The sequence below is a fragment of the uncultured Algibacter sp. genome (genome assembly GCF_947487605.1).
Classification (GTDB): Bacteria; Bacteroidota; Bacteroidia; order Flavobacteriales; family Flavobacteriaceae; genus Algibacter_D.
Map to the genome: position 1 here is coordinate 1 of NZ_CANKXK010000011.1, position 21,199 is coordinate 21,199.

Genomic DNA, 21,199 nt, shown 5'->3' on the forward strand with positions numbered 1-21,199 from the left:
CGAAACCGATATTGATTATCAGTAAGTTAAAAATATTTCGACAAGCTCAATATGACATCGAACTTACTTTTTAGACAGCCTTTTATTATTAAACTACTCTATAAGCTTACTTTTCGAATTGCCTTAGCGTTTTTATAATAATAGAAACACAATCTAGCAATTGATCTTCTGTCATAACTAAAGGTGGTGCAAAACGGATAATATTACCATGCGTTGGTTTAGCCAACAATCCGTTATCACGGAGTGCTAAACATATATTCCAAGCAGTATCACTATCTTCATCATCATTAATAACTATAGCGTTTAGCAAACCTTTGCCACGAACCAAGTTAACAATAGTACTATTCTTAATATATTTATTTAACTCGGCTCTAAAAACCTTACCTAAATATTCTGAATTCTCGGTGAGTTTCTCTTCCTTAATTACTGTTAAAGCAGCAATCGCTACAGCAGCAGCTATAGGATTTCCCCCAAAAGTACTTCCATGATTACCTGGTCTAATAACATTCATTATCTCGTTATTCGCTAAAACTGCAGATACTGGATATACACCTCCACTTAAGGCCTTTCCTAAAATCAATACATCTGGTTTTACATTTTCATGATCTACTGCTAGCATTTTTCCTGTACGCGCAATACCTGTTTGAACTTCATCTGCAATAAACAATACATTATATTTTTTGCATAATGCCTTTGTTTTTGCTAAATACCCATCACTTGGAACATAAACCCCAGCTTCACCTTGTATAGGTTCTACTAAAAACCCAGCGATATTTGATGAGCTTTCTAAAGCTTCTTCTAAAGCATTTAAATTATCGTATTCTATTTTAATAAAGCCATCGGTAAAAGGCCCAAAGTTTTTACGAGCAACAGGATCGTTAGAAAATGAAATAATAGTTGTTGTACGTCCGTGAAAATTATTTTCGCAAACAATGATTTGAGCTTTATTAATATCTATTCCTTTAACCTCATAAGCCCATTTTCTACATAGCTTTAAAGCAGTCTCAACAGCTTCTGCTCCTGTGTTAATTGGCAGCACTTTATCGAACCCAAAATATTGTGTTATAAACTTTTCATACTTACCCAACATATCATTATAAAATGCACGAGATGTTAATGTAAGTGTTTGTGCTTGATGCGTCATCGCATCAACAATTTTTGGGTGACAATGCCCTTGATTTACTGAAGAATAGGCCGATAAAAAATCGTAATATTGTTTGCCTTCTACGTCCCAGACATGCACGCCTTTACCTTTACTTAATACTACTGGTAATGGGTGATAATTCTGAGCTCCATACTTGTTTTCTAATGCCATCGCTTCTTGCGACGTAATGTGGTCTAAAACAGCCATTTTAATTTAATTTTAAATTGATAAAATAACCATTCCTTCTGTACCTTTATCCTTTCGAAGAGTTCCGAAAATTCAGCGTGGGAGAGAAATCATCCCTAGGAGGGCGCAAATTACTAAATATTAATTATTCTACAAAAACCTTATTCGCACATCCTTCCTCTTAAAGAAGATACCTGCAACTCTAATCGTTTAATTTCTCTTATTATAGCATTTTTATCCATTTGCAACCAAGCAAAAACTTTTAACATACTAACACCAAACAAAAATACGAGTCCTCCAACCCCCCACTTAATCATTTCATTGGTAACATCAGTGTCAAAAAATTGAATAGTACAATACACAAATAATCCAAAGAAAATTAATGTCATAATATTCATTAAATACATGATCCATTTATTCTTTCCTTGAAACAAACCACCTACCATTTCGAAAACGTTTTGCTCGTCTAATTTATCGTAGAATTTTGCCTCTTCTTGCGTTAATGTTTCCTTTATTAACTTGTCAATATCTTCCATATTAGTTTTCATAATCTCTATATTTTATTAATTGTTTTAATTTTTCTCTTGCATGAAACAATCTTGATTTTGCGGTACCTACCGATATATTCAAAATATCGCTTATTTCTTTTAATGAATAGTCTTGTACATAAAACAGCTTAATAATCACTTGTTGATTCTTAGAAAGTGTTTTAATGGTTTTTAATAATTTGATTTTTATTTCTTCTGAATTATGTTCTTCAGATTTAAAGATTTCCTGTTCATGTTTTAAAGTTTCAAGGTTCTCTCGTTTGCGCTTATTATTTTTTAGCCAATCTAACGATTTGGTACACACTATTCGCGAAGCCCAACTCCCAAAACTTTCTGGATTTTTTAGATTATCTATTTTATTAATTATAACTCCCCAGCTATCTTGTGCTATATCTTTAGCAACATCGGCATCTTTAACCAACCAATAAGCTTTATTACAAAACGATTGATGCCAATTTTTTACTAATAAATTTAATGCCTTAACATTACCAGATTGGTATTGAATCACTAAAAGACTATCATTAGCTTTATTTCTTTCCACCTATTTCACTTTAGAATAAATCGCCATAAACGCACCCACATACTCCATTTTGTTACTATTTTTTCTTTTGAAAAATTATTCTCAATTACATCAAAAGCGTTTTCAATTAAGGCATCATGAAGCCATCTTATTATAGAAACCCATTGTAATGTTGCAAGCCCATGAGTTGTCATGATAATACTATGCTTGACTTCTGTCTTATTACCACTGGCTTTTATAATTTCAAATTTATGAATCCCATCAAATCCTTTGGGAGTTAAAAACCTAAAAACTATTAACTCCCCTTGAATATAATCTTCAACAGCATATCTTATTGTTCCATGACCACCTTTTTCTCCTACTTTCAAGCCGTTTTTAAACCTGATTTTTGGCCATTTACTATTTGGCCAAATTTTATCATTTTTTGCTGCTAAGGTTTCTAATAAAGGAGAAACTTCTGTTTTCGGTTGATTAATAATCCGCTTATGTATATTTACTACATGCATTATACTTAATAGACGACAAAAATTATAAAAGGTTCAGTTCATTTTTTAATTAAACTGAAATTCTCCTAAAGTTAATAGAAATAAAGTCATGATTATTTGATGCTATTATTATTTTTGCAGAATGTCAAGAAGAAAAGCAAAAAAACAAGTTTTTGAAAACCTAGAAGTAATTGATGCGGGAGCGAAAGGTAAAACTATTGCAAAAGCACCTGATGGAAAAGTTATTTTTCTTCCTAACGCTGTACCTGGAGATATTGTTGATGTGCAAACTTTTAAAAAGCGTAAATCTTATTATGAAGGAAAGGCTACTAACTTTCATAAATTATCCAATAAACGAACACAGCCTGCTTGCGAACATTTTGGCACCTGTGGTGGTTGTAAATGGCAAGACATGGCTTACGAGCATCAATTATACTACAAACAAAAGGAAGTAACCAACAACTTAACTCGAATAGGACATATAGAACTCCCTGAGGTTACACCTATTTTAGGTTCAGAAAAACAATATTTTTATAGAAATAAAATGGAGTTTTCATTTAGTGACAGCCGTTGGTTAACACTTGAAGAAATTCAATCTGATAAAGATTTAGGTGATAGAAATGCTTTAGGCTTTCATATTCCTGGAATGTGGGACAAAATTTTAGACCTTAATACATGTCATTTACAAGCAGATCCTTCAAATGCCATTAGAAATGCGGTCAAGCAATTTGCTGTTGAAAACGAATTAGAATTCTTTAATACTCGAAATCAAACAGGTTTATTACGTACTATGATGATTCGTACATCTAGTACAGGTAATATTATGGTACTAATTCAATTTTTCAAAGAAGATAAAGCTAAACGCGAGTTAATACTAGATTTTATTTCTGAAACTTTTCCGCAGATAACATCATTACAATATGTAATTAACGAAAAAGCGAACGATACCATTTACGACCAAGAAGTTATTTGCTACAATGGCGAAGATTATATTTTTGAAGAAATGGAAGGTTTAAAATTTAAAATAAATGCGAAATCTTTTTACCAAACCAATTCAGATCAAGCTTTTGAGCTTTATAAAATAACACGTGATTTTGCAGGTTTAACTGGCACTGAATTAGTTTACGATTTGTATACTGGCACAGGTACCATTGCTCAATTTATTGCCAAACAAGCACTTAAAGTCATTGGTGTAGAATCTGTTTCTGATGCTATTAATGCTGCAAAGGAAAATGCACAATTAAATAACATTAATAACGTTGAATTCTTTGTTGGCGATATGAAACATGTTTTTAATAACGAATTCATTAATTCGCATGGTGTACCAGATATTATAATTACAGATCCGCCGCGCGATGGCATGCACAAAGATGTAGTACAGCAAATATTAAACATTGCGCCAAAAAAAGTAGTTTATGTAAGCTGTAATAGTGCTACACAAGCAAGAGATTTAGCCTTAATGGACGCCCAATATAAAGTAACAAAAACCCAAGCTGTAGATATGTTTCCTCAAACTTTTCATGTGGAAAATGTTGTACTTTTGGAAAAAAGGTAAATTAATTAATGAAAAAAATAAGCCTACTAATTGCTGTACTATTTATAATAGTAAATTATAGTTGTGAACGTGACGATATATGTCCAGAAAACACTCCCACCACACCTCGACTTATTATTGATTTATACGACCTAGGGGATCAAGAAACACAAAAGAATGTTTTCGATTTAAGAATTCAAGGTGTTGGAAATGATAATGCATTACCAGGATTTAATGTTGCATCATCTGCAAACTCAATTATTCTGCCATTAAGAACTGATGCTTCATCAACCCAGTATAAATTACATATTAATTATGCAATAAATGATAACGGAACACCAGATAATCCAGATGATGATTTTACTGAAGGAAATGAAGACATAATAACCATAAGCTACACTACCGAAGAAATATATGTTTCTAGAGCCTGTGGCTATAAAACTATTTTTAAAAATGTGTCGATTATACTAGATACTAATGACACAGCCCCTTGGATATTATTAAGAGAAGCTATTAACGACAATCAATCTGTAGAAGATGAAACAACGACGCACTTTAATATATTTCATTAGTAGCATATCCCTTTTGCTTTTATTTAGTGTGTCTGTAAACGCACAAAACGATAGCATCCCTAATGCGGTTAATGATTCTATAAAGATTAAGCAAAAATACGGATTACGTTTTGGCGGCGACATAGGAAAGCTTATTCGTTCTTTTGTTGATGACGACTATACTGGCTTTGAAATTATTGCAGATTACCGTTTGAAAAATAGATTATATATAGCAGGTGAAATAGGTATTGAAGAAAAAACAACCATAACTGATTATCTTGATGTAACAACCAAAGGCACTTACCTTAAAGGAGGTATAGACTATAATTTATACCAGAATTGGTTAGATATGGATAACATGATTTTTGCAGGATTCCGTGTTGGCGCAAGCTCATTTAGTCATACAAGAAACAGTTTTCAAGTGTATAGTACAGACCAATACTGGGAACCCCAATTTACATCAACAGACGGAACTAAATTCAACGATCTTACTGCTATCTGGATAGAACTTATTATAGGTTTAAAGGCAGAACTTTTTAACAATTTATACCTAGGACTTAATTTACAACTAAAAGGATTAGCTAACGAAACAGAACCAGCAGGATTTGAAAACATTTATATACCTAGCTTTGGAAAAACTTTTGACAGTAGTGGTATAGGTGTTGGCTATGGCTACACCCTATCCTATCGAATTCCTCTTTACAAAAAGGATAAATAACCTTTTAGAATAAGTATTGGTTACACATTAAACAGGAAGTGCATTACATCACCATCCTTAACAATGTAGTTTTTACCTTCAACACGCATTTTACCTGCTTCCTTTACTTTAACTTCACTTCCATAAGTTACATAATCGTCATAACCAATTACTTCTGCACGAATAAAACCTTTTTCAAAATCTGTATGAATAACCCCCGCAGCTTGTGGTGCTGTTGCTCCAATATCTACTGTCCAAGCACGTACTTCTTTTACACCCGCAGTAAAATAGGTTTGTTGATTTAATAATTTATAAGCAGAACGAATTAATTTCGCAGACCCAGCTTCATCTAAACCAATGTCTTGAAGAAACATTTGGCGTTCTTCATAATCGTCCAACTCATTAATATCTGCCTCTGTGCCAACCGCAAGAACTAATACTTCTGCTTTTTCATTTTTAACAGCTTCTTTAACTAAATTAACATAAGCATTTCCATTTACAGCAGAACCTTCATCAACGTTACATACATACATAACTGGCTTATCTGTTATAAACTGAGAAGGTTTTACAAAATCATTATAATCATCTTCGCTAAATTCTAAGGCTCTAACAGATGTTCCTGACTCGATACCTGCTTTTATTTTCAATAAAACAGCTTCTTCCTTTTGAGCTTCTTTATTGCCTGTTTTTGCAGCACGTTTAACTTTATCTAACTTTTTTTCAACCGTTTCTAAATCTTTTAGCTGAAGCTCCATATCGATAGTTTCCTTATCGCGGATAGGATTTACATTACCATCAACATGTACAATATTATCATTATCAAAACACCGTAAAACATGAAGAATAGCATCAGTCTCTCTAATATTAGCTAAAAACTGATTCCCTAAACCTTCCCCTTTACTTGCTCCTTTAACCAATCCTGCAATGTCAACAATTTCAACCGTTGCTGGCATAACGCGTTCTGGATTAACTAATGACTCCAATTTCTCTAATCTAGGATCTGGAACGTTTACTACCCCAATATTAGGTTCTATAGTACAAAACGGAAAATTAGCACTTTGCGCTTTCGCATTAGACAAACAATTAAATAGAGTTGATTTCCCAACATTTGGCAATCCTACGATACCTGCTTTCATTTTAAAAAAAATTAAAAATTACCACCTATGCGGCAACTTGTTTTGCGAGTGCAAATGTAATCATTTCCTTAGTTATTATTTGTAACATTATTTAGCTTTAATCGTTGAATATATACAAACCATCACAAATGAAAAAAACTATTCTTTTAACCATCTTCATATTTAGTTTCTTTAGTGCCATATCCCAAAATTTAACAGCGAAACTAATTGATAAAAACACTAAAAACCCAATTCAGTATGCTACTATAAAAACCGGTGAATATAGTGGTGTTATTTCGAATGAAGAAGGATACTTCAGTATAAATTACGAAAAGGATAAGTTAAAATCTGTTACAATTTCTTGTTTAGGTTATCAGAATAAAACCCTTAGCATTCAAGATATAAGATCATTGAATTTTGTTATAACTTTAGACGAAGCCGTTAACAAGCTTAATGAAGTTTATATAAGTAATAGCAAACCCAATGCCGACTCTATTATTGCCAGAGTAAAAGCAAGAATTAATAAAAATTACGATAACAATCTAAACAAATACACTATTTTTTATAGAACTACAGATTATGTCGATTTTAAAAGTTTAGATTTTAAGATTGAAAAAGCATCGCATTTTAAAAAGCAAAGCTTAGAAGAAGCAAACACTAACTTAAGTGCCTTATCTAACAAAATTAAAGTGAGTGATATTAAAAGTTTTTCGGACTTTAAAGGAGAACTCCATTGTTTCAATAGTGACTCTAGCAAACTAATAATCAACAAAGCAACCAAGCTACTAGATTACAAAAACGATTTTTCTATTGACGATATTCAAAAAAAAGCGCAAAAAATTGTGCTTACTTATTTAGATACCACAAAAACATATAAGCTTAAAACTGGACTCTTTAAAATTGAGGACTCATTATCTCTTAAAAATGAAGACTTTAAACAAGAAGAAAATAATGAATATGAAATAAAACACCTTAATCATAATACCCGAAGGCTTTTAAAGAGATCTCAATTTCACAAAAACTCTTTTTTAAACACTATTTTACAAACAGACTTATACAAGTATATGTTTGAAGATTTTACCTATAATAATGGGGAACTCACATATATCATCAATTTTACACCCAGAAAAGGAAAAGCAAAATATTCAGGCAGACTTTTTATTACAGATGAATCCTATGCTATCACAAGAGTAAATTACACCTATTACAAGAACCGACATGGTCAAAAACTCAATCTGCGCTTATTATTAGGCATTAAATACATTGCTAACGTAAGTAAAGGCACACTTATATATGAAAAAAATAGCCGCAGTAAATACCATCCAAAATATTTAAAACGTACAACTGGTAGTTATTTCTATGTGAATAGAGATTTAAAATTTATTGAAAACAGTCCTGCAAAAAACAAAATAGGTTTTAGTTTTAAAATTGAAGGTGATAACCGAAACAAAGAAGAACTACTTTTTACTTCAAATAACAAATTAGAATTAGCAGATTTCAAAGCTATAAAACAGGATAGTATTATTACTTATAAAAAACTTAACAAGTTTGAAAAAACCATTTGGGAAAACGAAGAAACTTTGGAGCCTTTAAAAGAGATGAAAGACTTTAAAGTAGGCGAATAATATGCAGTTAAAAAATACAATTTACAAGAATAAATTAATCTTTCATCTTTTATAATTTCAATTATTATTAGAAGAATATCCTTTCCGAAAAGTTCTAATAAAATGCATTTTTAAGTAAAAAATAAGTTATAGATTTTATTTATAGTTAATACTCATCTTTTTTATTATCAATAAATTACAATGAATATAATAAACAATTAATTTAATATATTTAAATTTTAAAACTACTAACACTTCTACCTCTTTTCCACCTCAAGACACATCAATTAAAACACACTTTACCAATTTTAAACTGTTATTTTTAAAGTATTATTTTTGCAAGTATGTAACGTTTTTAAAATTTAAGCTACTTACACTATAACTAATCCATCACATTGAATAAAGAACTAGAACATAGCTTTGTTGAATTACTTGAAAAGCATCAAAACATCATACATAAAGTATGCAGATTATACACCAATAATTATGATGCTCACAGCGATTTATTTCAAGAAATAACCATTCAACTATGGAAGGCTTATCCTAAATTTAGAGGGGATGCCAAATTTAGCACATGGATGTATCGTGTAGGTCTTAACACAGCTATAACTCTTTACAGAAAATCCAAGCGCTCTATTAGAACGCAAGACTTTGAAGGTGTTGAGTTCAAAATGAAAGCCGAAGATTATGATGATACAGAAGAACAACAATTAAAACTGCTTTACAAGGCAGTATACAAACTAAACGATATTCAAAAAGCTCTTGTTTTTCTTTACCTAGAAGACAAGGACTACAGAGAAATAAGTGAAACAATGGGGATTAGCGAAGTTAATGCACGCGTGAAGATGAATCGTATTAAAAACAAACTAAGAACTATACTAAATCCGTAAAATTATGGATGAATTAGATTTATTAAAGAAGGACTGGAACAAGCAACAGCCTAAAGACAAACAATTATCAAGCAAGGATATCTATCCAATGCTTCATAAAAAGTCGTCTTCTATAGTTAAAACACTGTTTTACATTAGCATAGCTGAACTTATCTTATGGATACTAATAAACACTTTACCCTATATTTATTCTGAAGAATACAGAAACAAACTTGACGCCGTTTACACAAATGAGTACGTATTTACAGGAATTACAATTATTAGCTACGGCATTATACTACTATTTATTTACTTGCTTTTCAAATCACACCGATCAATTTCAGTTACAGATAGTGCGAAAAAGTTAATGGAAAACATTTTAAGAACTAGAAAAATAATTAAATACTATGTGCTTTACAATCTAATTATTGCTGGCATCTCATTATTAATCGGTTTTTACTATGCCTTTAAATTAGATCCAAAAGCCTCAGAAGCATTAGAAGGTCTTAATAACACCCAATTAGCACTTGTTAACCTCTTAATGATTGGAATTACAGCAATATTTATCCTTGTTATTTGGCTATTTTACAAGCTTATTTACGGACTACTACTTAAGCGTTTAAACAGAAATTACAGAGAACTCAAGAAACTGGAAATCTAGAGAAATTTATCAACTTCAATAACATCACCAGCCTTCATGTTGTTTAAATGAATCTCTCCTACCCTAACCCTCACTAAGCGAAGCGTTGGAAAACCAACCGCTGAGGTCATTTTTCGCACTTGCCTAAACTTCCCTTCAGATAAAGTAATGGAGACCCAAGAAGTTGGCCCATGCCTATCATCGCGTATCTTTTTTAATCGAGCAGGCAAAATTGGTTCGCTATCTAAAAGAAACACTTTACATGGCTTGGTTTTGTATTTTCCTCCGTTTAAACCAATTTCAACACCTTCAGATAACTCCTTAACAGCCTCCTGAGAAACAACACCATCTACCTGAGCATAATATTCTTTCTCAACCTTTCTACTGTTAATATAGTCGCTCATTTTACCATCTGTAGTAAGCAATAATAAGCCCTCCGATTTCTCATCTAACCGACCTATAGACATAATACCTTTAGGAAAATTAAAAAGAGTCCCCAAAAACTTTTTATTTTGTTGTTTTGAGGCGTTACTTATAAACTGACTTAAGTAACCATAAGGCTTATAAACAACAAAATGACTATGAATTGTTTGTTTATATGATTCCATTTAAAATATTATGGATCAGGTTTTTGGTTGGTTTATTTCCATTAATCTTACTTCTTACTAAATTATAAGTCATTTTAAAATCGCAACCCATTTTATAATGACTACAACCATATGCCGTTTTACCTTTTATTACTATTCCTTTTTTACATTTTGGGCAAGACAAGCTGTTCGATTTTTCTTTTTCAGCAGTTTTTTTAGGCTCAATTTTAAGTTTAAAATTATCATCAAAACAGAGAAGGCCTTCTATAGTTTCGGAATCTTTTTTAAACCCTTTTAAATTAACTGTAGAACCTTTTGTAAGCAATCTTATATACTGTTTGTCCGATATTTTTTTATTTAAAAACTTAAAAGGCAACACAAAATCACATCCTGATTTATATTGGCTACACCCATATCCTGTCTTTCCTTTTAAAAGCGTACCTTTTTTGCACTTTGGGCAAGCTTCACCTGTAACTCCAGCAAATTTTTTAACCGCAGCCTTAGATTCACGTTTTTTAACCGAAATCGCATGCGAAATATTAGCTCGTTTGGCTTCACTACGAACTTCATACACCAAGGCATCAACCATCCGCTTCATATTTTTTATAAAAGCACTAGCACTAAAGGTACCTTTTTCAATATCTTTTAATTGCTTTTCCCACGAACCAGTTAACTCTGCCGATTTCAATAAATCGTTTTGAATAGTATCTATTAACTGAATACCAGTAACCGTGGGCAATACTTGTTTCTTGTTACGCTTAATATATTTTCTCTTGAAAAGTGTTTCGATAATATTAGCACGTGTTGATGGACGGCCGATGCCGTTTTCTTTCATCAAATCTCTTAATTCATCATCTTCTACTTGCTTTCCTGCTGTTTCCATAGCACGTAATAACGATGCTTCTGTAAACTGATTTGGAGGTTTGGTTTCTTTTTCTAAAAAAGATGGCTCATGCTGCCCCTTTTCACCTTTTTCAAACTGAGGCAGTAATTTATCATTTGAGTTACTTAACGCTGTCGAAGTATCAAACACAATACGCCACCCCTTCTCTAAAACCTCTTTTCCTGTGGTTTTAAACAATACCTTAGCCGCATCACCAATAACTGTGGTATTCGACACTATACAGTCATTATAAAATACTGCAATAAAGCGTTTTACAATAATATCATACACCTGTTGTTGATTATACTGTAAATTGGTTTGCATTCCTGTTGGGATAATAGCATGGTGATCGGTTACTTTTTTATCATTGAAAACTTTAGCAGACTTCTTTATTTTTTTTCCTAGCAAGGGCTGTACTAGTTTAGCATAGTTTGTAAGCTTATTTAAAATACTAGGCACTTTAGGATAGATATCGTTAGGCAAAAATGTTGTATCAACTCTTGGGTAAGTCACCACCTTTCTTTCATACAAGGCTTGCACAATTTTTAAGGTTTCATCTGCCGAAAACCCAAACTTGGTATTACAATACACCTGTAAACCCGTTAAATCGAATAATTTAGGCGCATATTCTTTTCCTTTTTTCTTCGTAATAGATTGAATTTCGAAGTCACTTTCTTTTACCTTATTTGCTAAAACCTCACCATCTTCTTTTTTTAAAAACCTACCTTCTTCATAGCTAAACAACGTATCTCGGTACATGGTTTGTAATTCCCAATACGGTTGAGGCTTAAACTTCTCGATGTCTTTAAACCGATTCACTACCATAGCCAATGTTGGCGTTTGTACACGACCAACCGATAGCACTTGTTTATATCCACCATGTTTTACCGTATATAGTCGTGTAGCATTAATACCCAACAACCAGTCTCCTATTGCTCTGGAAAAACCAGCATAATACAAGTTATCGTAATCTGAAGCTGGTTTTAAGTTTTCAAAACCTTCTTTTATAGCCTCTGTAGTTAAAGAAGAAATCCACAAACGCTGTACTTTTCCCTTATAATTCGATTCATTCATTACCCATCGCTGGATGAGTTCTCCCTCTTGACCTGCATCGCCACAATTTATAACGACTTCTGCTTTATCGAATAAACTTTTTACAATCTTAAATTGTTTTTGTATTCCCGAATTTGCAACTACCTTGGTTTCAAATTTTACTGGAAGCATGGGTAGATTATTCAAATCCCAACTTTTCCAGTATGGTTTATAATCGTTAGGTTCTTTTAAAGTACATAAGTGACCAAAAGTATAAGTGACCGCATATCCGTTACCTTCATAATAACCATCACGTTTAGTATTTGCTCCCAGAACTGAGGCAATTTCCCGTGCTACACTTGGCTTTTCGGCTATACAGACTTTCATTTCTATTAGATAATATTAATTTGCAAAATAGAAATTTTGAAATGGATTTTGAAGCGTAGTTATTAGGAGTTATTAACTACTTTTATATAATAAATACTTTAATACCGAAGAAATACTTTATATCAACCATTGCAAGATTATTTAATAAGTAGCGAACTCTGAAACATCAGTAAGTGATTCCATAAAAACTATTATATCTGCTTTTTCTTGAGTAGTCAAGCCTAAAGGTTCGCTTGAAAGTGTTTGATTTTCTATATCTAAGCCCATACCTGCACCACCTCCGTGATTATAAAATTCCATAACCTCTTCCAAGGTATTAAAAGCACCATTATGCATATAAGGTGCTGTTAAAGCAATATTTCTAACAGTTACTGTTTTAAATGAGTTCTTAAAAAACGGATATTTATGTTATAGACTTGAGAACAAAAAAAAACATTGGTCATTTCTATGCTAGGAGAAATGACAAGCAAACTCCTTTTAATCATTCACCAAAGGAATATTCAAAGTAACCCGAGTACCCTTACCCGCTTCCGAAGATAAAAACAAACGTCCGTCAATATACTTAATACGCTCTTGCATAAAGGTCATTCCCATACCGCCATCACCTGTTTTAACTCGCTTTACTTCATCTGGATTAAAGCCTTTACCATTATCATCAATAACAATACTTAAAATATTTTTGCTATGTGATAATGACACAATTATATGGGTAGATTCAGCATATTTAATAGCATTATTAATAGCTTCTTGAGTTATACGATAAATATTAATCTCGGCAAGCGAATCTAAGCGTTGGCTAAAATCTGTCTTATTAAAAAGAACTATATCCTTACCTGTAAGTTTAGCTAACTCTAAAGTTAATTTACTTAAAGCAGGCACAATACCATGGTCTGTTAGTTCAGGAGGTGTTAGATTAAACGTTGCTGTTCTAACCCCTTTTATAATATTAGTAGTAAGTGCTTTTAAATGCTCAATCTTTGTTTTAGCCTTCTCAATATCTTTTGTATCAATACTTTCTAAATTATATTTTAAACCTGTAAGCATCTGCCCTATACCATCATGTACATCTTTAGCAATACGGTTTTGCTCTTTTTCTTGATTTTCAATAATTTTACTAGAAATAATTTTCTGCTGACTCATTTTTTCCTCAAAGCTCTTTTCAGTCAAGCGTTCAATTTCTAATTGGGCTTTTTTTCGTTTAGTAATTTCAGAAGCAATAATCAATAATTCAGATTTCTCTTCAGTAGGTGTATAAGGAATTACAGCCATTTCTAACCATACGTTATTCCCTTCTTTTGTAGTCGCTTTTACTTCGCCTTGCCAGCCCGTTTTTTTATGTTTATTAATTATATCTTCAATAGCTAGTTGTTCCTGTTCTTCAGTAGATAAAACAGTCCAAAACAGCGTAGCATCTTTAAATTTTGAAAGCTTGAATAGTCGCGAAAATTTGTTACCCATGTGCACTACACTTCCATTAGGCAAAATACGCGCAAAAAGCAAGGTGTCATCCATAGCGCGACTTAACGCACTTAATTCTTGAATATATTTTTCTTTGGCTTTACTCAACTCATCAGCGTCAAAAGCCATTTTTTTGGCACGTTTTTCAGCAAATAACAATTCTGCAAGAGTAGATTTTACAGACTTTGCCGCAGGCCAAAAAATAAACAAAAACTCACCTAAAAGAATCAATAAAGTAAGAGATGTTAACCATAATTCTAATTGACGCAACCACGCTACTTTTTCATCAGCTTCTAAATCGTATTGATTTACAATATCATCCATCATTGTTAAAAAAGCCCCCTCATTGGTCTTTACTTTTTCTATATCAGCCTCATAAAGCTCTAAATCTAAAGGCGGTACATTTTCTATCTTATCAATAATAGCTTTTGAAGCTTTACTTATGGTATCAAAAATGGGGTTTAACCGTTTAAATTTTTCTGTAACTTTTTTACTATTCTTTTTTGGCAACCCTAAACTATCATTACCGTTTTGCAATGCATTATGAGAGAGTTTCCATAAATGGAGTGTTTCTTTAATATTATTTTTTAGTGCTGTTTTTTGAGCAATATTAATTTCAGAAGATAAAGCTAAAATGTCTTTAGTAAGTTTCTGGCTCAACATACGCTGCCTACCTGCCACATTAATTACCGTTGAGTCACTTTCTTGCCCACTAAGATGATTACGAATAAGTAATTGACTTACAACCACTGAAACCGCAATCGTACTCAAAGCAATAATATACAAACGGCGTAGCTTATCAAAAGTCCTTTGGTCTAATGAATTGCCGTGCTTTGTCATACTCAAAAAAATTTATGAAATAGCTAGCTTTACAAGTGCCAAACTCTTATCAGAAAAAGGAAGTTTTAAAGCCGCCTCATGGCCTTTATCAGACATCTTTACCCACGTTTTTTTCAGAATATCAATTATCTTTTCGTCGTCATGCTTAGCAGCAAACTCTTCAAAATAATAATCTAAAAACACTAAGCATATAGTATCTTCTAAAGTTTGAGATTCTTCGTTCTTTTTAATCAACTTCTTTAAAATAATAGCTTTTACCCTATCTGTAAACTGATTATCGTAACCTACTTGCTTTAAAATATCAGCAGTTAAATCTCCGTGCATACGTTTTAAGGTTTCGCGCCATTTTAAATACCCCACACGATCCATTGGATATGTATCACGTGCAATTTTCCAACGACATATATGTTGTGCACGCGCCGCTATTTGCAATGCTTTAGAAGCATTAGGCTCAAATTGCAATAGTTTTCGTGTCATACGTTGCGAGTATAACAATTCCTTTGGGTAATCCATACCAGCAACCTGATAAGTATTTATATCTTCAGAGTTGGCTTTGTCAATTAATGCAATTGCGGTTTCAAATCTGGTAGGCTTCATAAGATGCGTATTTTAGACTGTTCATTAATCTGAAAAGCCAATATACACATTTCCCGCTTCAATTTTAACAGGATAGGTGGCAATTTTCAAATCTTCACCAGCTAAATTACTACCATCTTCTAAAGAGAAGTTCTTTTTATGCATCGGGCAAGCCACCTTCGGGATATCATCCTTATCCCCTATCATTCCTAACGACAAGACCATCTCCATTTTATGCGGACACAAATTTTGCGTTGCATACCATTTCCCTGTTCGTGCAAAATTATATACTGCAATCTGCTTGCTTTTATACTTAATACACGCACCACTATTCTCAGGAAAATCACTCGTCTCTCCCACTCTAAACCACTCTTTAACAGCGTTTTCAGAAACTGTTTCGTATCGACTCAATATATCTTGCATAATTCTATATTTTAATTTTTTGGGCGTTACCTTTTACTCATACCTGCCAGGTTTTTAGAAACCTTGCAGGATCGCAAAAGGTCGGGCTTTACGTTACAAGTCCTCGCTTCTGCACTAAGGTGCAAAAGCTGTGGGCTTTCCACTGCAATCCCTAACGCGAAACCCACCCCTAACCCCTCCAAGGAGGGGAACTCTCACTCATATGTTTATTTTATTCACAAACTAACTTCCACCTTCCAACTTCAAACTTCCACCTTCAAACTTCCAACTTCAAACTTCCACCTTCAAACTTCCAACTTCAAGCTTCCAACTTCTTCACTTCCTTAAACCCATTGCTTCGGCATCTTCTGTCCGCGCATTGGTACAAACTCTATATTATCATCTGCATCATCAGAGTTCACAAAATGCTTAAAGCGTTTCATCATTTCAGGATTTTCAATAGCCTCTTTCCACTCACACTGATATTTATTTACAAGTCCTTCCATTTCTTGCTCTAAATCTTCAGCAATACCCAAAGAATCTTCAATAACTACCTGCTTCAAGTAATCAATTCCACCTTCAAGCTTGTCTAACCAAGGCGCAGTTCTTACTAAAGGACCAGCAGTTCTTATATAATACATTAAGAATCTATCTAAGTATTTTATAGCAGTTACATCATCTAGTTGCTCTGCTAATAAAAGAGCGTGTTTTGGAGTAGCGCCACCGTTTCCACAAACGTATAAATTCCAACCACCCTCCACGGCAATTAATCCAAAATCCTTTCCGCGTGCCTCTGCACACTCTCTAATACATCCTGAAACACCACCTTTTAATTTATGAGGTGATCGTAATCCTCTATATCTATTTTCAATATCTATAGCAAAGGTTACACTCTCATGCATACCATATCTACACCATGTAGAACCAACACAACTTTTAACAGTTCTTAATGATTTTCCATAGGCATGCCCACTTTCAAAACCAGCATCAATCAATTCCTTCCAAATTAATGGCAATTCATGAATCTGCGCCCCGAATAAATCAATACGCTGACCTCCTGTAATTTTTGTATATAAATCATATTTTTTAGCCACTTCTCCAATCACTATCAATTGCTGTGGCGTAATCTCTCCACCAGCAACTCTTGGCACTACGGAATAGGTTCCGTTACGCTGAATGTTTGCTAAAAATCTATCGTTTGTATCTTGTATTGTGGGCTGTCTGTTAGCCGTTTCCATAGTAATCGTAGCAAAAATAGATGCTACTAATGGCTTACACGTTTCACAACCATGCCCTTCTCCAAATAAATCTAAGGCTTCTTGATAGTTAGGCACTTTATTAATTTTAATTAAATCATACAGCTCTTGTCTGCTAAAATTAAAGTGCTCACAAATGGTTTCTTTAACCTCTTTTCCTAGAGATTTTAATGTTTCGTTTACCAAATCGGTTACCATAGGTTTACAACCACCACAACCCGAAGTTGCTTTTGTTTTAGTAACAACATCACCAAAAGTAGTACAATCACCTTCTGTAATTGAGCAACAAATATCACCTTTACTTACACTTTCGCAAGAACATACTTGTGCATCGTCTGGTAAATCTAATACGCTTCCAAAAGACGAACCGCCCTCACTAGCAGGTAAAATCAATTGTGAAGGATCTTCAGGAATAGCCATACCATTTAAGTACACTTGGTGTAGCATATTATAGTCTGCAGCATCACCAACTAGAATTCCTCCAAGTAATGATTTACCATCAAGACTAACGTTTATGCGTTTATATAAATGTTGCGTTTTATTTTCAAAAATTATAGAGTGTCCTTTTGAAGCTGGCATAAAAGGTTCACCAAAACTTGCCACATCTACGCCAATTAATTTTAGTTTAGTGGACATATCAATAGCTTCGGGCATTACAGTTTCAGTATTACCTATAATTTGTTCTACTGCAACAGCTGCCATGTCATAACCTGGTGCTACTAACCCATAAATCATTTGGTTATATAAAGCAATCTCTCCAATAGCATAAATATTTTCATCCGAAGTTTTCATGGTATTATCTACCACAATACCTCCACGAACACCAACTTCTAAACCACAAGCACGTCCAAGTTCATCACGTGGACGAATACCAGCTGAAATCACTAGCATATCAACATCTAGCATATCATCTTCTCCAAACTCCATTCCTGTAATGGCTCCGTCTCCTAAAATCTGATTGGTAGCTTTACTCAAGTGAATATTTAATCCAATAGATTCTAATTTTAATTTTAACACCTGAGAACTTCTAGAATCCAATTGTCGTGGCATTAACTTAGGTGCAAACTCCACAATATGAGGTTCTAACCCCATATCCATTACAGCTTTACCAGCTTCTAAGCCTAACAAACCACCTCCTAAAACAGCACCTCTTGCATTGGGTTTTTCTTCCCTAAGTTTAGCTGCATAAGCTAGCATACCCTCTAAATCTTCAATGGTTCTATATACAAATACCCCTTCTTTTTCAACACCTTTAATTGGAGGCACAAAAGGCGAAGACCCAGTAGCTAAAACTAAGTAATCATAAGAAAACTCGCGGTCTTTTGCGGTAGTAATGGTTTTTGAACTTCTGTTGATATCAGCAACACGTTCTCCAGTAATTAAATCGATATTATTATCAGCATACCACTCTGCGGGTGCCATTTCTAAAGCTTTAGCATCTTGGTTTTCAAAAAACTCGCTTAAATGAACACGATCGTAAGCAGGTCTTGGCTCTTCACCAAACACGGTAATCTTAAAATTGACACTTTTAGCTTGAGCTACAAATTTTTCACAAAATTTATAACCAACCATTCCATTTCCAACGACAATAATTTGTTGCATAATTACGTATTTAAACACAAAACTAAGTATTTATACGTATTTTTTAAATGATTATGATATGAAATTTACGTAGAATGGGAATTATTGCATATTTCACAAATTGAAACATTAATAATTATTTAATAAGAAAATTAAGGGATGAGTTTTTGATGAAATACTAAAAAATAACCTTAAACACTTATTGAGAAATAATTCCATAATGCGCTTCCAGATTATATCATAAAGAATTAATGCTTTTGACTATAAAGTGCAATCTAATGATGTAAAAGTATTTGACAAGTAGTTTATATGTTTCTAAATTAGTACTTTCTATTAATCAAGGCTAACTACTTAAGGCGCGTAACATATTTATAATGAGCAAAATAAAAGCATTTTTATTATCCATTTTTATATTAATATACTCTGGATTAGCCTCACAAGAATTAATTGACAAAAAGGCTACTAAAGAAACAAAATCTCTATACAAAAGCTTGTATTTAATTGGACAAGAACACACGCTATTTGGGCAACAACATGCCACGGAATATGGACACCATTGGAAAGGTGATAAAAACCGATCAGATGTAAAATCAGTTTGCGGCTCTCATCCGGCAGTAATTGGTGTTGACCTCTTAAAATTTTATAATGGGTCTCCTGAAAAAATTGCAAAAGAAAGGGCGTTACTAAGCGAAAATATAATTGAAAACTACAACAGAGGTGCAGTTAATACTTTAGCGTGGCATTTTTCCAATCCGTTTTCAAAAGACAAAAATAAATTTGACTTCTATTGGAAAGACTCAATATCAGAACCAATTCTTCCTAGACTCATACCAGGTGGTGATGGACATGAGAAATACAAAACTATTTTAAATGAAATTGGCGAATGGGTAAAAACATTAAAAGGAAAACATGGAGAAGCAATTCCAATTATTTTTAGACCATACCATGAGTTTGATGGCGATTGGTTTTGGTGGGGAAAACCCCATTGTTCCAAAGAAGAATTTATTACAATGTGGAGGTTTACGGTCAGTTATATGAGAGACACATTAAAACTGCATAATATAATTTATGCGTTTTCGCCTGATTGTAAATTTAATACGGAAGAAGAATATTTGGATAGATATCCAGGTGACGAATGGGTAGATTTACTAGGTATGGATGATTACCACGATTTCAAATTAGGGGATTTAGAAGCTGTTGCTAAAAAACTAAAAATAGTATCTGATTACGCCATTAAAAAAAAGAAACTTGCTGCGTTTACAGAAACTGGATTAGAGTCTATACCAGATCCTATTTGGTGGACAGATAAATTGCTACCCATAATTAAAAGAGAGGATATAAAGCTGTGTTACGTTTTAGTTTGGCGTAATGATGAGGATAGCCCAACGCACTATTATGCCCCTTTTCCAAATCAAGTCTCAGCAGAAAACTTTGTAGCGTTTTATAACGATTCTCATGTTTTATTTGAAAACGATTTGAAGCACATCTATAACAGAAGATGGTGGAAGTTTTGGTTACGCAGATGGCGCTCTAAGTAAAGAAATCTTAAACTTTTTCAATAGTTATTTTCACGCTCTTTGATGCTGGTGTTTTTGCTGTATGAGCAAAACTATCAAGAGGCACTAAAACATTTGTTTCTGGAAAATAAGTTGCGCAACAGTTTTTTGGAATATCATAACCTACGACTTTAAAATTATTGGCTTCACGGATCACACCATTGTATTCTGATTTTAGATTTACAACATCGTGTGCTTCTAAACTGCGTAGTTTCATATCTTCACGATTCATAAAAATGTATCAATTCAATTTTTATGGTAGTCTAAAAACAATAAAACCTTGTAAATCATATGATTTACAAGGTTTTGGTTTCTATTGGCATTCATATTTGTCGGGGTGGCAGGATTCGAACCTGCGACCTCCGCGTCCCAAACGCGGCGCGATAACCGGGCTACGCTACACCCCGAAATGGTTATCTAAATATCTTTTCGCACCTCTTTTCTTAATTTTCTTTTCAAGAATTAGTGCTTCTCTTCTACTAAGAACTTCAATCTTTAAAATCAATTCCCATGGTAAACCATGTTTTGTTGATTTCACATAACCTAAATTATGCCTTTCAAGCCTTTTATCAAAATCTGCGGTTTGACCTACATAATATTTCGATAAACTTTGACTAAAAAGAATATATACAAACATAATAATGTTTCTTTTTAGTTGTGGTGGTCACGCTTCAAGCGTGACGACCTCCGCGTCCCAAACGCGGCGCGATAACCGGGCTACGCTACACCCCGAATTTTGGTTATCTAT

Annotated in this window: 20 protein-coding genes, 1 tRNA gene and 1 pseudogene; 7 read left to right on the forward strand and 15 right to left on the reverse strand. The window is 33.3% G+C overall.

Annotated features, from left to right (window positions below):
* Positions 1-106: 106 nt before the first annotated feature.
* From rocD to Q0739_RS12220, 4 genes are all read right to left on the reverse strand, one after another.
* Positions 107-1,351: an ornithine--oxo-acid transaminase gene (gene rocD / locus Q0739_RS12205; RefSeq protein ID WP_298239022.1), complete on the reverse strand. Its 1,245-nt coding sequence runs from the start codon at positions 1,349-1,351 to the stop codon at positions 107-109.
* A gap of 140 nt (positions 1,352-1,491) precedes the next feature.
* Positions 1,492-1,878 carry a DUF6768 family protein gene (locus tag Q0739_RS12210; protein WP_298239023.1) on the reverse strand — a complete coding sequence of 129 codons (387 nt, stop codon included), beginning with the start codon at positions 1,876-1,878 and terminating at the stop codon, positions 1,492-1,494.
* Entirely contained in the window at positions 1,868-2,419 is a 552-nt protein-coding gene (locus Q0739_RS12215) for a sigma-70 family RNA polymerase sigma factor (protein WP_298239024.1), read from the reverse strand. The genes Q0739_RS12210 and Q0739_RS12215 overlap by 11 nt, the downstream gene beginning before the upstream one ends.
* A 5-nt stretch (positions 2,420-2,424) precedes the next feature.
* Complete coding sequence (locus Q0739_RS12220; protein WP_298239025.1) at positions 2,425-2,904, reverse strand: hypothetical protein; 480 nt, start codon at positions 2,902-2,904, stop codon at positions 2,425-2,427.
* A gap of 121 nt (positions 2,905-3,025) precedes the next feature.
* On the opposite strand from Q0739_RS12220, the gene rlmD reads away from it, so the two are divergent.
* From rlmD to Q0739_RS12235, 3 genes are read left to right on the forward strand one after another with little or no spacing between them, the layout of a single operon-like run.
* A complete protein-coding gene (gene rlmD / locus Q0739_RS12225) occupies positions 3,026-4,438 on the forward strand; it encodes a 23S rRNA (uracil(1939)-C(5))-methyltransferase RlmD (RefSeq protein WP_298239026.1) in 1,413 nt (470 codons plus the stop codon).
* A gap of 8 nt (positions 4,439-4,446) precedes the next feature.
* The gene (locus Q0739_RS12230) at positions 4,447-4,989 is read left to right on the forward strand and encodes a DUF6452 family protein (protein WP_298239027.1); all 543 of its coding nucleotides are present in this window, start codon (positions 4,447-4,449) and stop codon (positions 4,987-4,989) included.
* Positions 4,955-5,686: a DUF6048 family protein gene (locus tag Q0739_RS12235; protein WP_298239028.1), complete on the forward strand. Its 732-nt coding sequence runs from the start codon at positions 4,955-4,957 to the stop codon at positions 5,684-5,686. Before Q0739_RS12230 ends, Q0739_RS12235 begins: the two co-directional genes overlap by 35 nt.
* Positions 5,687-5,706: 20 nt before the next feature.
* Here Q0739_RS12235 and ychF read toward each other — a convergent pair whose 3' ends face one another.
* On the reverse strand, positions 5,707-6,801 hold the full coding sequence (gene ychF, locus Q0739_RS12240) for a redox-regulated ATPase YchF (RefSeq protein WP_298239029.1): 1,095 nt from the start codon (positions 6,799-6,801) through the stop codon (positions 5,707-5,709).
* Positions 6,802-6,929: 128 nt separating this feature from the next.
* Here ychF and Q0739_RS12245 point away from each other — a divergent pair, with 128 nt between their 5' ends.
* The 3 genes from Q0739_RS12245 to Q0739_RS12255 all read left to right on the forward strand — a co-directional run bounded on the left by Q0739_RS12245 (position 6,930) and on the right by Q0739_RS12255 (position 9,914).
* Positions 6,930-8,405 (forward strand): carboxypeptidase-like regulatory domain-containing protein, encoded by a 1,476-nt coding sequence (locus Q0739_RS12245; protein ID WP_298239030.1) that lies wholly within the window; start codon positions 6,930-6,932, stop codon positions 8,403-8,405.
* 374 nt (positions 8,406-8,779) lie between these two features.
* Positions 8,780-9,274: an RNA polymerase sigma factor gene (locus tag Q0739_RS12250; protein WP_298239031.1), complete on the forward strand. Its 495-nt coding sequence runs from the start codon at positions 8,780-8,782 to the stop codon at positions 9,272-9,274.
* A 4-nt stretch (positions 9,275-9,278) separates the two neighbouring features.
* Complete coding sequence (locus Q0739_RS12255; RefSeq protein WP_298239032.1) at positions 9,279-9,914, forward strand: hypothetical protein; 636 nt, start codon at positions 9,279-9,281, stop codon at positions 9,912-9,914.
* Here the strand turns inward: Q0739_RS12255 and Q0739_RS12260 are convergent.
* The 7 genes and pseudogenes from Q0739_RS12260 to nirB form a co-directional block, all read right to left on the reverse strand.
* The gene (locus Q0739_RS12260) at positions 9,911-10,501 is read right to left on the reverse strand and encodes a pseudouridine synthase (protein WP_298239033.1); all 591 of its coding nucleotides are present in this window, start codon (positions 10,499-10,501) and stop codon (positions 9,911-9,913) included. The genes Q0739_RS12255 and Q0739_RS12260 overlap by 4 nt on opposite strands.
* Entirely contained in the window at positions 10,488-12,782 is a 2,295-nt protein-coding gene (locus Q0739_RS12265; protein ID WP_298239034.1) for a type IA DNA topoisomerase, read from the reverse strand. The genes Q0739_RS12260 and Q0739_RS12265 overlap by 14 nt, the downstream gene beginning before the upstream one ends.
* Before the next feature lie 141 nt (positions 12,783-12,923).
* Positions 12,924-13,172: pseudogene (locus Q0739_RS12270) on the reverse strand (cytochrome-c peroxidase); the annotation flags it as partial.
* An 87-nt stretch (positions 13,173-13,259) separates the two neighbouring features.
* Entirely contained in the window at positions 13,260-15,080 is a 1,821-nt protein-coding gene (locus tag Q0739_RS12275; protein ID WP_298239035.1) for an ATP-binding protein, read from the reverse strand.
* Between the two features lie 12 nt (positions 15,081-15,092).
* Positions 15,093-15,677 carry a DUF4202 domain-containing protein gene (locus tag Q0739_RS12280; protein ID WP_298239036.1) on the reverse strand — a complete coding sequence of 195 codons (585 nt, stop codon included), beginning with the start codon at positions 15,675-15,677 and terminating at the stop codon, positions 15,093-15,095.
* A gap of 24 nt (positions 15,678-15,701) precedes the next feature.
* Positions 15,702-16,079, reverse strand: a complete 378-nt coding sequence (gene nirD / locus Q0739_RS12285; protein WP_298239037.1) for a nitrite reductase small subunit NirD — start codon at positions 16,077-16,079, stop codon at positions 15,702-15,704.
* A gap of 323 nt (positions 16,080-16,402) precedes the next feature.
* The gene (nirB, locus tag Q0739_RS12290; RefSeq protein WP_298239038.1) at positions 16,403-18,916 is read right to left on the reverse strand and encodes a nitrite reductase large subunit NirB; all 2,514 of its coding nucleotides are present in this window, start codon (positions 18,914-18,916) and stop codon (positions 16,403-16,405) included.
* A gap of 353 nt (positions 18,917-19,269) precedes the next feature.
* Between nirB and Q0739_RS12295 the strand changes: the two genes are divergently transcribed.
* A complete protein-coding gene (locus tag Q0739_RS12295) occupies positions 19,270-20,433 on the forward strand; it encodes a glycosyl hydrolase (RefSeq protein ID WP_298239039.1) in 1,164 nt (387 codons plus the stop codon).
* Positions 20,434-20,440: 7 nt separating this feature from the next.
* Here Q0739_RS12295 and Q0739_RS12300 read toward each other — a convergent pair whose 3' ends face one another.
* From Q0739_RS12300 to Q0739_RS12310, 3 genes are all read right to left on the reverse strand, one after another.
* Positions 20,441-20,668 (reverse strand): hypothetical protein, encoded by a 228-nt coding sequence (locus tag Q0739_RS12300; protein ID WP_298239040.1) that lies wholly within the window; start codon positions 20,666-20,668, stop codon positions 20,441-20,443.
* 115 nt (positions 20,669-20,783) lie between these two features.
* A tRNA-Pro gene (locus Q0739_RS12305) sits at positions 20,784-20,858 on the reverse strand.
* Positions 20,849-21,088 (reverse strand): GIY-YIG nuclease family protein, encoded by a 240-nt coding sequence (locus Q0739_RS12310; protein ID WP_298239041.1) that lies wholly within the window; start codon positions 21,086-21,088, stop codon positions 20,849-20,851. Before Q0739_RS12310 ends, Q0739_RS12305 begins: the two co-directional genes overlap by 10 nt.
* Between the last annotated feature and the right edge of the window lie 111 nt (positions 21,089-21,199).

Coding starts and splice junctions, on each gene's coding strand:
- rocD (WP_298239022.1), bottom strand. CDS start 1,351: ATGGCTGTTTTAGACCACATTACGTCGCAAGAAGCGATGGCATTAGAA.
- Q0739_RS12210 (WP_298239023.1), bottom strand. CDS start 1,878: ATGAAAACTAATATGGAAGATATTGACAAGTTAATAAAGGAAACATTA.
- Q0739_RS12220 (WP_298239025.1), bottom strand. CDS start 2,904: ATGCATGTAGTAAATATACATAAGCGGATTATTAATCAACCGAAAACA.
- rlmD (WP_298239026.1), top strand. CDS start 3,026: ATGTCAAGAAGAAAAGCAAAAAAACAAGTTTTTGAAAACCTAGAAGTA.
- Q0739_RS12230 (WP_298239027.1), top strand. CDS start 4,447: ATGAAAAAAATAAGCCTACTAATTGCTGTACTATTTATAATAGTAAAT.
- Q0739_RS12235 (WP_298239028.1), top strand. CDS start 4,955: ATGAAACAACGACGCACTTTAATATATTTCATTAGTAGCATATCCCTT.
- ychF (WP_298239029.1), bottom strand. CDS start 6,801: ATGAAAGCAGGTATCGTAGGATTGCCAAATGTTGGGAAATCAACTCTA.
- Q0739_RS12245 (WP_298239030.1), top strand. CDS start 6,930: ATGAAAAAAACTATTCTTTTAACCATCTTCATATTTAGTTTCTTTAGT.
- Q0739_RS12255 (WP_298239032.1), top strand. CDS start 9,279: ATGGATGAATTAGATTTATTAAAGAAGGACTGGAACAAGCAACAGCCT.
- Q0739_RS12260 (WP_298239033.1), bottom strand. CDS start 10,501: ATGGAATCATATAAACAAACAATTCATAGTCATTTTGTTGTTTATAAG.
- Q0739_RS12265 (WP_298239034.1), bottom strand. CDS start 12,782: ATGAAAGTCTGTATAGCCGAAAAGCCAAGTGTAGCACGGGAAATTGCC.
- Q0739_RS12275 (WP_298239035.1), bottom strand. CDS start 15,080: ATGACAAAGCACGGCAATTCATTAGACCAAAGGACTTTTGATAAGCTA.
- Q0739_RS12280 (WP_298239036.1), bottom strand. CDS start 15,677: ATGAAGCCTACCAGATTTGAAACCGCAATTGCATTAATTGACAAAGCC.
- nirD (WP_298239037.1), bottom strand. CDS start 16,079: ATGCAAGATATATTGAGTCGATACGAAACAGTTTCTGAAAACGCTGTT.
- nirB (WP_298239038.1), bottom strand. CDS start 18,916: ATGCAACAAATTATTGTCGTTGGAAATGGAATGGTTGGTTATAAATTT.
- Q0739_RS12295 (WP_298239039.1), top strand. CDS start 19,270: ATGAGCAAAATAAAAGCATTTTTATTATCCATTTTTATATTAATATAC.
- Q0739_RS12300 (WP_298239040.1), bottom strand. CDS start 20,668: ATGAAACTACGCAGTTTAGAAGCACACGATGTTGTAAATCTAAAATCA.
- Q0739_RS12310 (WP_298239041.1), bottom strand. CDS start 21,088: ATGTTTGTATATATTCTTTTTAGTCAAAGTTTATCGAAATATTATGTA.